Source organism: Pseudomonas protegens, assembly GCF_003363755.1.
Lineage (GTDB): Bacteria > Pseudomonadota > Gammaproteobacteria > Pseudomonadales > Pseudomonadaceae > Aquipseudomonas > Aquipseudomonas danubii.
This window is the reverse complement of record NZ_CP031396.1, coordinates 1,925,754-1,939,783: the sequence shown is the minus strand read 5'-3', so window position 1 is coordinate 1,939,783 and position 14,030 is coordinate 1,925,754. Positions and strand designations below refer to the sequence as shown.

Annotated in this window: 10 protein-coding genes; 1 reads left to right on the top strand and 9 read right to left on the bottom strand. The window is 62.1% G+C overall.

All coding sequences use genetic code 11. From position 1 onward, the window contains the following. The 9 genes from DWF74_RS08395 to arcD (DWF74_RS08355) all read right to left on the bottom strand — a co-directional run bounded on the left by DWF74_RS08395 (position 1) and on the right by arcD (DWF74_RS08355) (position 12,148). Positions 1-1,377, bottom strand: a complete 1,377-nt coding sequence (locus tag DWF74_RS08395; RefSeq protein ID WP_102860576.1) for an L-serine ammonia-lyase — start codon at positions 1,375-1,377, stop codon at positions 1-3. 180 nt (positions 1,378-1,557) lie between these two features. Further along, positions 1,558-4,413 carry an aminomethyl-transferring glycine dehydrogenase gene (gene gcvP, locus DWF74_RS08390; RefSeq protein WP_115580753.1) on the bottom strand — a complete coding sequence of 952 codons (2,856 nt, stop codon included), beginning with the start codon at positions 4,411-4,413 and terminating at the stop codon, positions 1,558-1,560. 10 nt (positions 4,414-4,423) lie between these two features. After that, positions 4,424-4,807, bottom strand: coding sequence for a glycine cleavage system protein GcvH (gcvH, locus tag DWF74_RS08385; RefSeq protein ID WP_102860578.1), 384 nt, complete (start codon positions 4,805-4,807; stop codon positions 4,424-4,426). A gap of 433 nt (positions 4,808-5,240) precedes the next feature. After that, positions 5,241-6,749 (bottom strand): sigma-54-dependent transcriptional regulator, encoded by a 1,509-nt coding sequence (locus tag DWF74_RS08380; protein WP_102860579.1) that lies wholly within the window; start codon positions 6,747-6,749, stop codon positions 5,241-5,243. Positions 6,750-6,874: 125 nt separating this feature from the next. Further along, a complete protein-coding gene (locus DWF74_RS08375; RefSeq protein WP_102860580.1) occupies positions 6,875-7,234 on the bottom strand; it encodes a DUF5064 family protein in 360 nt (119 codons plus the stop codon). A 71-nt stretch (positions 7,235-7,305) separates the two neighbouring features. Next, on the bottom strand, positions 7,306-8,235 hold the full coding sequence (gene arcC / locus DWF74_RS08370) for a carbamate kinase (RefSeq protein WP_115580752.1): 930 nt from the start codon (positions 8,233-8,235) through the stop codon (positions 7,306-7,308). A gap of 88 nt (positions 8,236-8,323) precedes the next feature. Continuing rightward, a complete protein-coding gene (locus DWF74_RS08365) occupies positions 8,324-9,334 on the bottom strand; it encodes an ornithine carbamoyltransferase (RefSeq protein ID WP_015636749.1) in 1,011 nt (336 codons plus the stop codon). Positions 9,335-9,411: 77 nt separating this feature from the next. Continuing rightward, positions 9,412-10,668, bottom strand: a complete 1,257-nt coding sequence (arcA, locus tag DWF74_RS08360; protein ID WP_102860582.1) for an arginine deiminase — start codon at positions 10,666-10,668, stop codon at positions 9,412-9,414. A gap of 52 nt (positions 10,669-10,720) precedes the next feature. After that, positions 10,721-12,148 carry an arginine-ornithine antiporter gene (gene arcD, locus DWF74_RS08355; RefSeq protein ID WP_115580751.1) on the bottom strand — a complete coding sequence of 476 codons (1,428 nt, stop codon included), beginning with the start codon at positions 12,146-12,148 and terminating at the stop codon, positions 10,721-10,723. Positions 12,149-12,599: 451 nt separating this feature from the next. Here arcD (DWF74_RS08355) and arcD (DWF74_RS08350) point away from each other — a divergent pair, with 451 nt between their 5' ends. Next, a complete protein-coding gene (gene arcD, locus DWF74_RS08350; protein WP_115580750.1) occupies positions 12,600-14,027 on the top strand; it encodes an arginine-ornithine antiporter in 1,428 nt (475 codons plus the stop codon). Positions 14,028-14,030: the final 3 nt, after the last annotated feature.

The following is a 14,030-nucleotide window of genomic DNA, read 5'->3' as shown; positions in this document are numbered from 1 at the left end:
TCAGCACTCGATAATGTTCACGGCCAGACCGCCACGGGCGGTTTCCTTGTATTTGCTTTTCATGTCGGCGCCGGTCTGGCGCATGGTGCGAATGACCTTGTCCAGGGAGACGAAATGCTGCCCGTCGCCGCGCAGAGCCATGCGCACCGCGTTGATGGCTTTGACCGAACCCATGGCGTTGCGCTCGATGCAGGGCACTTGCACCAGGCCGCCAATCGGGTCGCAGGTCAAACCCAGATTGTGTTCCATGCCGATTTCCGCGGCGTTCTCCACCTGCTGCACGCTGCCTCCGAGGACTTCGCACAAGGCCCCGGCCGCCATTGAGCAGGCCACGCCCACTTCGCCCTGGCAGCCGACTTCGGCGCCGGAGATCGAGGCGTTTTCCTTGTACAGAATGCCGATGGCCGCAGCCGTGAGGAGAAAGCGCACCACCCCGTCTTCGTTGGCCCCGGGGATGAAGCGCATGTAGTAATGCAGCACCGCCGGAATGATTCCGGCCGCGCCATTGGTAGGGGCGGTGACCACTCGCCCGCCGTTGGCGTTTTCTTCATTCACCGCCAGGGCGTAGAGGTTGACCCAGTCCAGTACTGACAGGGCATCGCGCAGTGCCGCTTCCGGGTGTTTGCACAGTTGGCGATGCAAGGCGGCGGCGCGGCGCTTGACCTTGAGTCCGCCGGGCAGAATCCCTTCATTGCGACAACCGGCGTCCACGCAGTCCTGCATCACCTGCCAGATTTTCAGCAGCCCGGCACGGGTTTCCGCTTCCGGGCGCCAGGCGCTTTCGTTGGTCAGCATCACCTGGCTGATGGACAAGCCGTAAGTGCTGCAGTGCTGCAGCAGTTCCTTGGCGTTCCTGAAAGGAAAGGTCAAACGGGTGGTGTCTTCGACGATACGGTCGGCGCCGGCGGCGTCTTCATCGACCACGAAACCGCCGCCAACGGAATAGTACTCACGGCTGCGGATCTGCAGACCGGCGCTATCGAAGGCACGGAAAATCATGCCATTGGGGTGATAGGCCAGGGGTTTGCGGATCATTGCCAGGTGTTCTTTCTCGTTGAACGCAATGCTGTGTTCGCCGAGCAGATCGATACGTCCGCTGCTGCGTATTTGCTGCAGGCGTGCGGAGATGTTTTCGGTGTTCACGGTGTCCGGGTGTTCACCTTCCAGGCCCAGCAGCACCGCCTTGTCGCTGCCATGGCCTTTACCGGTGGCGCCCAGCGAGCCGTACAGCTCGACTTTGACGCAGGTGGTGCTGGCCAGCAGCTGATCGCGCCGCAGGCCTTCGACAAAACGCGCGGCGGCGCGCATCGGGCCGACGGTGTGGGAGCTGGAGGGGCCGATGCCAATCTTGAACAGGTCGAACACGCTCAGGGACATGTTGGTTCTCCGGTTTCTTATTGTATTGATCGGCAAGCAGGCACTTGCAGGAGCGGGCTTGCCCGCGATTCAGGCGCCGCTGCTCTGCCCGATTGATGCGTTATCGCTCATCGCCGGCGAGCCGGCTCCTACAGGTATACGCGGTATCTGCAGGGGCACGGCTCTCCTGTGATGGACGGCTTAGGCGTCCTGGTAGCTTTCGATCGACGGGCAGGCGCACACCAGGTTGCGGTCGCCAAACACGTTGTCGACCCGACCAACCGGCGGCCAGTACTTGCCTTCGATCAGCGATGCCACTGGGTACACGGCCTGCTCGCGGCTGTACGGATGGGACCATTCGCCCACCAGTTCTGCTGCTGTGTGCGGAGCGTTCTTCAGCGGGTTGTCGTCCTTGTCCAGAGTGCCGTTTTCCACGGCGCGGATTTCCTCGCGGATGCGGATCATGGCGTCGCAGAAGCGGTCCAGTTCTTCCTTGGATTCGCTTTCGGTCGGTTCGATCATCAGGGTACCGGCCACCGGGAACGACATGGTCGGCGCGTGGAAGCCAAAATCGATCAGGCGCTTGGCCACGTCATCGACGCTGATGCCGCTGCTGTCTTTCAAAGGACGCAGGTCGAGGATGCATTCGTGGGCCACCAGGCCGTTGCTGCCGGTGTAGAGCACGGGGTAGTGCTCTTCCAGGCGCCGGGAAATGTAGTTGGCATTGAGGATCGCCAGCTGCGATGCGCGCTTGAGGCCGGCGCCGCCCATCATGCGGATGTACATCCAGGTGATCGGCAGGATGCTGGCGCTGCCGAACGGTGCTGCACACACCGCGCCTGTCTTGTTTTCCAGCGCCGCGTGGCCCGGCAGGAAAGGCGCCAGGTGCGATTTGACGCCGATCGGGCCAACGCCCGGGCCGCCACCGCCGTGGGGAATGCAGAAGGTCTTGTGCAGGTTCAGGTGGGACACATCGCCACCGAATTTGCCCGGCGCGCAGAGGCCGACCATGGCGTTCATGTTGGCTCCATCGATGTACACCTGGCCGCCGTTGTCATGAATGATGCCGCAGATTTCGCGGATGCCTTCTTCGAACACACCGTGGGTCGACGGGTAAGTGATCATCAGCGCGGCGAGGTGTTCGCGGTGCTCGATGGCCTTGGCCCGCAGGTCTTCAATATCGACGTTGCCGCGGGCGTCGCAGGCGGTGACCACCACGCGCATGCCGGCCATGTTGGCGGTGGCCGGGTTGGTGCCGTGGGCCGAGGAAGGAATCAGGCAGATGTCGCGACGGTCATCGCCACGACTCTGGTGATAGGCGCGGATGGCCAGGAGACCGGCGTACTCACCCTGGGAGCCGGCGTTGGGCTGCAGGGAGACGGCGTCGTAGCCGGTGGCGGCGCAGAGCATGGCTTCCAGCTCGGTGGTCAGTTGCTGGTAGCCAGCACTCTGCTCGGCCGGAGCGAAAGGGTGCAGAGCACCGAACTCGGCCCAGGTGATCGGGATCATCTCGCTGGCGGCGTTGAGCTTCATGGTGCAGGAACCCAGCGGGATCATGGTGCGATCCAGGGCCAGGTCCTTGTCCGCCAATTTGCGCAGGTAGCGCATCAGCTCGGTTTCCGAGTGATAGCGGTTGAACACCGGGTGGCTGAGGATTGCCGACTGACGGACCAGGGCCGCGGGGATGCTGCTGGTGACCGCAGCCGCCAGGGCGGCGAAGTCCGGTGCGGCCTTGCCTTCGCCCAGCAGGTTCCACAGGCCTTCAACGTCGGCCTGGGTGGTGGTTTCGTCCAGGGACAGGCCCAGGCGCTCGGCGTCGATCACCCGCAGGTTGATGCCTCGGGCATGAGCCTTGTCGTGCAGCGCGGCGGTGTCGGCACCGGTGCGCAGGCTCAGGGTGTCGAAGAAGTTGTCCTGCTCCACGGCCAGCCCCAGATCCTTCAGGCCCTTGGCCAGGATCGCGGTCAGTTGGTGGATGCGCTGGGCAATCTGGATCAGGCCTTTGGGGCCGTGGTACACGGCGTACATGCTGGCGATGTTGGCCAGCAGTACCTGGGCGGTGCAGATGTTGCTGGTGGCCTTTTCACGGCGGATATGCTGCTCGCGGGTCTGCATGGCCAGGCGCAGGGCCGGCTTGCCGAAACGGTCTACCGAGACACCGACCAGACGGCCCGGCATGTCGCGCTTGAACGCATCGCGAGTGGAGAAGTAAGCCGCGTGCGGGCCACCGAAGCCCAGCGGTACACCAAAGCGCTGGGCGCTGCCGATGGCTACGTCGGCACCGAATTCGCCCGGCGGGGTCAGCAGGGTCAGGGCCAGCAGGTCGGCGGCCACGGCCACCAGGGCGTTGGCGTTGTGGAAGCGCTCGGCTAGTTCGCGGTAGTCGAACAGGTCGCCGTTGCTCGCCGGGTATTGCAGAAGGGCACCGAAGAACGGGCTGACATCGGTCAGTTTGCGCTCATCGCCAACCACCACGTTGATCCCCAGGGGCTCGGCACGAGTGCGCAGTACGTCCAGGGTTTGCGGGTGGCAATGCACGGAAGCGAAGAAGGCGTGGCTGCCCTTGTTCTTGCTCAGGCGCTTGCAGAAGGTCATGGCTTCGGCGGCGGCAGTGCCTTCGTCCAGCAGCGAGGCGTTGGCGATCGGCAGGCCGGTCAGGTCGCTGATCAGGGTCTGGAAGTTCAGCAGGGCTTCCAGGCGACCTTGGGAGATTTCTGGCTGGTAGGGGGTGTAGGCGGTGTACCAGGCCGGGTTTTCCAGCAGGTTGCGCAGGATTGGCGAGGGGGTGTGACAGCTGTAGTAGCCCTGGCCGATGTAGGTCTTGAACAGCTGGTTCTTGGCAGCGATGGCCTTGATCGAGGCCAGGGCCTGGGCTTCGCTCTGGCCCTGGCCCAGGTCCAGCACGCTGGTGCCCTTGATGCTGTCGGGAATCACGCTGGCGCTCAGGGCTTCCAGGGAGTCGAAGCCCAGGCTGTTGAGCATGGCTTGCTCATCGGCCTGGCGCGGGCCGATGTGGCGCGCGATGAATTCGTTGGCGGTAGTCAGGTTGACGGTCATGACGGGCTCCTCAGGCTTCGGCGCTGGCTTTGATCAGGCGGTCGTAGGCGTCCTGATCCAGCAGTTGGCCGACAGCGGCGGCATCGGCGGGAATGAAGCGGAAGAACCAGCCTTCACCCAGCGGATCTTCGTTGACCAGTTCTGGGCTGTCTTCCAGGGCCGGGTTGGTGGCGACCACTTCACCGTCCAGTGGCATGTACACGCCGCTGGCGGCCTTTACCGATTCCACGGTGGCGGCTTCGGCGCCCTTGTCGTAGCTCTGCAGCTCCGGCAGTTGCACAAACACCACATCACCCAGAGCGTTCTGGGCGAAAGCCGTGATGCCGACGGTGACACTGCCATCCGCTTCGCTACGCAGCCATTCGTGATCTTCAGTAAAACGCAACTCGCTCATGGAAACTCCTCAAGGGCCAGACTCGTCTGGTGGACGCGATTGAATGCTCGTGCAGGGCCGAGCCGAATGACAATGTCCATAGCAAGAACACGGCCAATAAATATTTAATCCTTTAAAAACAACGGCTTGAGTGATTTTCTCTTTGGCCTGAAATTTTCGCGTGTAGCGAAATCGCTACACCTGATGCTGTAGAAAAAAGGCTTTGAGGATCAAAGCCTTGCACGGCAGCGATTACAAGGCTGTGTAGCGAAATCGTTCCGCTGTAGCGCTTTCAGTACAGTTGCAGGTCGCTTTCAGACCTGTATCGGCGACTGGCTCTGACAGGGAGGGGCTGGTGTGGGGGCGGGTTTGTCAGCGAAGGCACCCTGATGAACTACACAGGGCTTGAGGGCCTCTTCGCCGGCGAGCCGGCTCCTACGGGTGAGGGGGCAGGTCAGGCCTTGTTGGGAATGCCGTACTTGCGCAGGCGATGGGCGATGGCGGTGTGGGAGGTCTGCAGGCGGTTGGCCAGTTGCCGGGTCGAGGGGTAGTGCACGTAGAGGTTTTCCAGCAGCTCTTTCTCGAAGCTTTCCACGGCCTGTTCCAGGCTCTCGATTTCGGTGTCGTTCTGCCGTGCCACCGAGGTGCCGGCGATGTCCAGGTCGCCGATGTCCACCAGGTTGCTTTCGCAGATCGCAGCGGCGCGAAAGATCACGTTTTGCAACTGCCGCACGTTGCCCGGCCAGCGGTTGCCCAGCAGGGCGGGGTAGGTGCCCGGGGTCAGGCGACACACCGGGCGCTGGATCTGCGCGCAGGCCTGCTGCATGAAGTAGCGGGCCAGCAGCAGGATGTCCTGGCCACGTTCGCGCAGCGGCGGCACTTCGACATTCAATACGTTGAGGCGGTAGAACAGGTCTTCGCGGAAGCTGCCTTCGCCGACCATCTTTTCCAGGTCACGATGGGTGGCGCTGAGGATGCGCACATTGACCTTGATCTCGCGATCGCCACCGACCCGGCGAAAACTGCCGTCGTTGAGAAAACGCAGCAGCTTGGCTTGCAGGTAAGGCGACATCTCGCCGATCTCATCGAGAAACACCGTGCCCTGGTTGGCCAGCTCCATCAGCCCCGGCTTGCCGCCGCGCTGGGCCCCGGTGAAGGCCCCGGGGGCGTAGCCGAACAGTTCGCTCTCGGCGAGGTTTTCCGGCAGCGCCGCGCAGTTCAAGGCCAGGAAGGGCGCACTGTGCCGAGCGCTGATGGCGTGGCAGGCGCGGGCCACCAGCTCCTTGCCGGTGCCGGTTTCCCCTTGGATCAACAGCGGTGCATCCAGGGCCGCGACCCGTTGGGCCCGGGCCTTGAGCGTGCGGATCGCCGGGGATTCGCCGAGCAGGGCATCGAAGCCTTCGGCGTGATCATGGTGCAGGGCCGAGAGACGCTCGCCGATGCGGTTGGGTTGATACAGGGTCAGCAGCGCGCCGGCATCGGTAATGGGCGTGGCATCCAGCAGCAGTGTCTGTCCGTTGACCATGATTTCCCGCAGCGGCAGGCGAAAGCCGTTTTCCAGCAGGGCCTCCAGCAGTGCGGCATCGGCAAACAGTTCGGCGACGCTTTCTCCCGCCGGTTCACGACCATACAGGGCGATCAGCGCCGGGTTGGCCAGCAATACCTTGCCGGCGCTGTCCAGGGCCAGTACCGGATCGGTCATGGCCGCCAGCAAGGCGTCCAACTGCAAGTGGCGACGCTGGCCGGGCAGGATATCGACCACCGTTACCGCCTGCACGCCCTGCACGTTGAACAGCGCATCACGCAGCTCTTCCAGTACCTGGGGGCTCAGGGTCGGGGCATCGATATAGACGTTGGGCGGCACCATCTCCACCGCATCCAGGTTGAGATTGCGTCCGCCCAGCAGGGCCAGGACTTCCTGGGTAATGCCGACGCGGTCGATGAAACTGACGTGGATACGCATGGGATGACAGAAGATTCTGGGACACTGAAGTGCGCCAGTATGCCTTGGGCGAGGGCCTTAGTCGAAATCGATGGGGGCGTTGTAGGAGCCGGCGTGCCGGCAAGCCGGCTCCTACAGAAGGGGGGTCATGCCAGGTGTTCGGGGTTGATCGGGTCGCCGGGCTTGACGTTCAGTTGCTTGCGTACGTCTTCGAACATCTCGTCGTAGTACTTGTGCATGGAGGCAATGCTGGCGCTCTTGGGCAAGCCGTACTGTTGGGCGATGCGGGTGGCGTGACGGGCGAAGTCAAAGGCCAGGTCCTTGGCCAGGAAGAACTGCTCTTTCAAGGATTTGTCTTCAATGGTGCCGTGCAGGGTGAACAGCATGCCATGACCCTCCTTGGGGTCCTGGGCCAGTTCGTAGTCGATGCACAGGTTGTAGCTGAAGTCGTCCTTGCTCAGCGCATGGCGCTCTATATGCAGGTGACCGGGCTCAAACATGGCCATAGGCGTCTCTCCTCCAGGGCTTTGAATGAGGGCAGGCAGCGGGCCTGCCCCGTGTTCTCACAGCAAGCGTCTTACAGGTAGCGGATGCCGGGTTGCGCCGTGCTGATGCGGGTACCGGCCTTGCCCTGGACGATCGCTTCGATGTCCGAGAGTGAACCGATCACCGCGACTTTGCCAGTGTGCCGGGCAAATTCGCAGGCAGCCTGGACCTTGGGCCCCATGGAGCCGGCGGCAAAGCCCAGCTTGTCCATTTCATCCGGGTGGGCCTGGGCGATGGCCTTCTGGGTCGGCTTGCCGAAGTCGATGAATGCCGCGTTGACGTCGGTGGCGATCACTAGCAGATCGGCTTCGAGTTGCTCGGCCAGCAGCGCCGAACACAGGTCCTTGTCGATCACCGCCTCGATACCCTTGAGCTTGCCGTCCTCGCCGTACATCGTCGGAATGCCGCCACCGCCGGCGCAGATCACGATGCTGCTCTTTTCCAGCAGCCACTTGATCGGGCGGATCTCGAAGATGCGCTTGGGTTTCGGGCTGGCCACCACCCGGCGGTACTTGTCGCCGTCCGGGGCGATGGCCCAGCCTTTCTCCTTGGCCAGCTTCTCGGCTTCTTCCTGGCTGTAGACCGGGCCGATGGGCTTGGTCGGGTTCTTGAAGGCCGGGTCCTTGGCGTCCACTTCCACCTGGGTCAGCAAGGTGGCGAAGGGCACCTCGAAGTCCAGCAGGTTGCCCAGTTCCTGTTCGATGATGTAGCCGATCATGCCTTCGGTCTCGGCACCGAGCACGTCCAGCGGGTAGGGCGAAACCTGGGTATAGGCCGCCGCCTGCAGCGACAGCAGGCCCACCTGCGGACCATTGCCGTGAGCGATCACCAGCTGGTTGCCGGGATGGATCTTGGCGATCTGTTCGGTGGCGATGCGGATATTGGCGCGTTGGTTGTCCGCGGTCATGGGTTCACCACGGCGGAGCAGGGCGTTACCGCCCAGTGCAACGACGATACGCATAATGCAGTCCTTCTAGAGGCTCTGTAGGAGCCGGCTTGCCGGCGAACAGCGGTTCGCTGGCAAGTCAGCCCCGGCAGGGGGAGGCGGGTTAGAGGTCGGCCAGGGTCGAAACCAGGATCGCCTTGATGGTGTGCATGCGGTTTTCCGCTTGCTCGAAGGCGATGCAGGCCGGGGACTCAAATACGTCGTCGGTGACTTCGATGCCGTTGGCCAGGTGCGGATACTGCTCGGCGATCTGCTTGCCCACCTTGGTGTCGCTGTTGTGGAAGGCCGGCAGGCAGTGCATGAACTTGGTCCGAGGGTTGCCGGTGGCTTTCATCAGCTGGGCGTTGACCTGATACGGCAGCAGTTGTTCGATACGTTCGGCCCAGGCTTCCACTGGCTCGCCCATGGAGACCCAGACGTCGGTGTGGATGAAGTCCACGCCCTTGACCGCAGCCTTCGGGTCTTCGGTGAGGGTGATGCGGGCACCGCTTTCCTCGGCGTATTGCTTGCAGCGCTGCACCAGGTCGTCATGGGGCCACAGGGCCTTGGGCGCGCAGATGCGCACGTCCATGCCGAGCTTGGCGCCCACCAGCAGCAGCGAGTTGCCCATGTTGTTGCGGGCGTCGCCCAGGTAGGCGTAGCTGATCTCGTGGATCGGCTTGTCGGCGTGTTCACGCATGGTCAGCACGTCGGCGATCATCTGGGTTGGGTGGTATTCGTCGGTCAGGCCGTTGAACACCGGCACCCCGGCGAACTTCGCCAGTTCTTCGACGATTTCCTGCTTGAAGCCGCGGTACTCGATGGCGTCGTACATGCGCCCCAGCACCCGGGCGGTGTCCTTCATGCTTTCCTTGTGGCCGATCTGCGACGAGTTGGGGTCGATGTAGGTGACGTTGGCGCCCTGGTCATAGGCGGCCACTTCGAAGGCACAGCGGGTACGGGTGGAGGTCTTTTCGAAGATCAGGGCGATGTTGTTGCCCTTGAGGTGCTGCTGCTCGGTGCCGGTGTACTTGGCGCGCTTGAGGTCACGGGACAGGTCCAGCAGGTAGCGCAGTTCACGTGGGGTGTGGTGTTCCAGGCTCAGCAGGTTACGGTTGTGGATGTTGAACGCCATGATTGTTTTCCTCGGATTCGGTAATCGGTCCGACCGGCGCCGGGTAGGCGCGGTCGGAGAGGGTGTCGTCTAAAGGCTTAGTAGTCGATCGGATCGCGGATGATCGGGCAGGTCATGCAGTGGCCACCGCCACGGCCGCGACCCAGTTCGCCGGCGCTGATGGTGATGACCTCGACCCCGGCCTTGCGCAGCAGGGTGTTGGTGTAGGTGTTGCGGTCGTAGCCGATGACCACGCCCGGCTCCACGGCCACCACGTTGTTGCCGTCGTCCCATTGCTCGCGCTCGGCGGCGAAGCTGTTGCCACCGGTTTCCACCACGCGCAGGGCCTTGAGGTTGAGGGCCTTGGCCACGGTGTCGAGGAAGCTGGTTTCCTCGCGGCGCACGTCGATGCCGCCCGGCTTGCTTTCGTCAGGGCGCAGGCTAAAGGCGACGATCTGGCTCACCACTTCCGGGAAGACCGTGACCAGGTCGCGGTCGCAGAAGCTGAACACGGTATCCAGGTGCATGGCCGCGCGGGATTTGGGCAGGCCGGCAACGATCACGCGCTCCACGGCCTTGTGCTTGAACAGGCTCAGTGCCAGTTGGCCGATGGCCTGGCGCGATGAGCGTTCGCCCATGCCGATCAGGACCACGCCATTGCCGATCGGCATCACGTCGCCGCCTTCCAGGGTGGCATTGCCGTGTTCCTGGTCCGGGTCGCCGTACCAGATCTGGAAGTCGGCGTGGGTGAACTCGGGGTGGAATTTGTAGATGGCGGTGGTCAGCAGGGTTTCCTGACGTCGCGCCGGCCAGTACATCGGGTTCAGGGTCACGCCGCCATAAATCCAGCAAGTGGTGTCGCGGGTGAACTGAGTGTTGGGCAGTGGCGGCAGGATGAAGCTGGAGTGGCCGAGGAAGTCGCGGAACATCTCGATGGTCTTGCCGCCGAAGCTGCTGGGCAAGTCGTCGGCAGAGACGCCGCCAATGAGGAACTCGGCGACCTTGCGTGGTTCCAGGCTGCGCAGCCACGAGCCGACTTCGTTGACCAGGCCCAGGCCGACCTGATTGGCGGTGATCTTGCGCTCCAGAATCCAGTCCAGGGCTTCGGGGATGGCGACGATGTCGGTCAGCAGGTTGTGCATTTCCAGCACATCAATGTCCCGCTCGCGCATCTTGGTGACGAAGTCGAAATGGTCGCGTTTGGCCTGGGCCACCCACAGCACATCATCGAACAGCAGTTCGTCGCAGTTGTTCGGGGTCAGCCGCTGGTGGGCCAGGCCTGGGGAGCAAACCATGACTTTGCGCAGTTTACCGGCTTCGGAATGGACGCCGTACTTAACTTTTTCCGTGGTCATTACTGTGATCCTCCAGAGACAAAACAATCGGGGTGTTGCTTGAAAGGCGGTGTTACAGGGTCAGGAAGCCGTCGTAGAGCCCGTAGGCCGCCACCAGGGCGCCTATGACCACCGCGGCAAAAATCAGCTTCTCGACGTTGGTGAAAATCGGTTTGTGCAGTTCCATCTTGGCCTTGGCGAACAGCACCACGCCGGGGGCGTAGAGCAGGGCCGAGAGCAGCAGGTACTTGACCCCGCCGGCATACAGCAGCCACATCGCGTAGAGCAGGGCGATGCCGCCGATGATCAGGTCCTTCTTGCGCTCGGCCAGGGCCTGTTCGTAGCTTTCGCCGCGCACCGCCAGCAGCACTGCGTAGGCCGCGGACCACAGGTAGGGCACCAGGATCATCGAGGTGGCGAGGTAGATCAGCGACAGGTAGGTGCTGGCCGAGAACAGAGTGATGACCAGGAAGATCTGCACCATGGCATTGGTCAGCCACAGGGCGTTGGCCGGTACATGGTTGGCGTTCTCGCGGCGCAGGAACTCCGGCATGGTGTGGTCCTTGGCCGCGGCGAACATGATCTCCGCACACAGCAGCACCCAGGACAGCAGCGCTCCCAGCAGCGAGATGATTAGGCCGACGCTGATCAGCACCGCGCCCCAGTGGCCCACCACATGCTCCAGCACGGCAGCCATGGACGGGTTCTGCAGCTTGGCCAGTTCCGGCTGGGTCATGATCCCCAGGGACAGCACGTTCACCAGCACCAGGAACAGCAGCACGGTGATGAAGCCGATGACAGTGGCCTTGCCCACGTCCGAGCGTTTTTCCGCCCGGGACGAGAAGATGCTCGCGCCCTCGATGCCGATGAACACCCAGACGGTGACCAGCATCATGTTGCGCACCTGGTTCATCACGCTGCCCAGGTCCGGGTTCTTCACGCCCCAGATATCAGCGGTGAAGATGTCCAGCTTGAAGGCGAACAGGGCAATCAGCACGAACAGCAGCAGCGGCACAACTTTGGCCACCGTGGTCACCAGGTTGATGAAGGCCGCTTCCTTGATCCCGCGCAGCACCAGAAAATGCACGGCCCAGAGCAGGATCGAGGCGCCGATCACCGCGGCCGGGGTGTTGCCCTCGCCGAAGATCGGGAAGAAATAGCCCAAGGTGCTGAACAGCAGGACGAAATAGCCGACGTTGCCCAGCCAGGCGCTGATCCAGTAGCCCCAGGCGGACGAGAAACCCATGTAGTCGCCGAATCCGGCCTTGGCGTAGGCATATACACCACCGTCCAGATCAGGTTTGCGATTGGCCAGGGTCTGGAAGACAAATGCCAGGGTCAACATGCCGACAGCGGTAATTGCCCAACCAATAAGAACTGCACCGACATCGGCGCTGGCTGCCATATTTTGCGGTAAGGAGAAGATCCCGCCGCCAATCATGGAACCCACTACCAAGGCGACTAAGGCGCCCAGTCTTAGTTTACCGGGGGATTCAGACATTGCGTGACTCCAATGCAGGAGAAGAGAGACTTCAGAGTAAATCTGCTGGCAATCCGAACAGCTGACTTAGATCAGTTCATCGCTACATTCCGTTGTGAATGAATGACTTAAGATTTATTACGGGAGGTAGAATGCTGCCCTGAAAGGGCCATTCCAGACGCTTTATGATCTCCTAATCAGTAGGAGTTCTCATTGCCGACGATGTTTGAAACTAGACCCTTTTGCAGAATGTGCAAATCTTTACCGGTGTTTAATAATCACTGGCTGATGATGGCACTTAGTACATATACAGAACAAAACACTCGGTTATTCAGTGTCTTCTGTAGGGTATCTAAAGCCAGTGCGGATAAAAGATGATTAATTGACTGTTACTGTTAGACGCACGTTTGTATACGTTATTTAATAAACTTCAGGTTTATCGCCAGATCGACTCACTGAGGCAGAGGTAGGGATGACACAACCGGCGCAGAAGCTTCAACTCGGTGCACTGATCGCTCTGGTCGTGGGTTCCATGATTGGCGGTGGGATCTTTTCCCTGCCGCAGAACATGGCCGCCCGGGCCGATGCCGGTGCGGTGCTGATCGGCTGGGGAATTACCGCTGTGGGCATGCTGACCCTGGCGTTCGTTTTCCAGACCCTGGCCAACCGCAAGCCGGAGCTGGATTCTGGAGTCTATGCCTATGCCAAGGCCGGATTCGGCGACTACATGGGCTTCTCGTCCGCCTGGGGTTACTGGATCAGTGCCTGGCTGGGCAACGTCGGCTACTTCGTCCTGCTGTTCAGCACCCTGGGCTATTTCTTTCCGGTGTTCGGCCAGGGCAATACCCCGGTGGCCATCGGTTGTGCGTCATTGCTGCTGTGGGCCGTGCACTTTCTGGTGCTGCGTGGGATCAAGGAGGCGGCGTTCATCAACCAATTGACCACGGTGGCGAAGATTGTGCCGCTGGTGATGTTCATCGTCATTGCGGCCGTGGCGTTCAAGGCCGACATCTTCACCCGCGATATCTGGGGCCGCAGCAATCCGAATTTTGGCGGGGTGATGGACCAGGTGCGCAACATGATGCTGGTCACGGTATTCGTGTTCATCGGCATCGAGGGCGCCAGCGTCTACTCGGCCCGGGCGCAGAAACGCGCGGACGTCGGGCGGGCCACGGTGATCGGCTTCCTGGGGGTGCTGGCGCTGCTGGTGCTGGTGAATGTGCTGTCCCTGGGGATCATGAGCCAGCCGGAGCTGGCCAAGCTGCAGAACCCTTCCCTGGCAGCAGTGCTGGAACATATCGTCGGCCCCTGGGGCGCCTTGCTGATCAGCATTGGCCTGGCGATTTCCCTGCTGGGGGCGCTGTTGTCCTGGGCCCTGCTGTGCGCGGAGATTCTCTACGCGACCGCCCGGGACCGGACCATGCCGGCGTTCCTGAAGAAGGAGAACGCCAACCATGTGCCGGTCAATGCCCTGTGGCTGACCAACGTGATGATCCAGATCTTCCTGTTGATCACCCTGTTTTCCGCCGGCACCTATACCAGCCTGATCTATCTGGCATCGTCGATGATCCTGGTGCCCTACCTGTGGTCGGCGGCCTACGCGGTGTTGCTCAGCGGCCGTGGGGAGACCTACGAGCAAGCCTCCCGGGAGCGGATGAAGGACCTGTTCATCGCCGTCGTGGCCCTGAGCTACGCCATCTGGCTGTTGTACGCCGGCGGCTTGAAGTACCTGCTGCTGTCGGCGCTGCTCTATGCCCCCGGCGTGGTGCTGTTCGCCAAGGCCAAGCGTGAGCAGGGCCAACCGCTGTTCACCACGCTGGAAAAGCTGATCTTCAGTGCTGTGATCATCGGCGCTTCGCTGGCGGCTTATGGCCTGTACAGCGGTCTGCTGGCGCTGTGATCG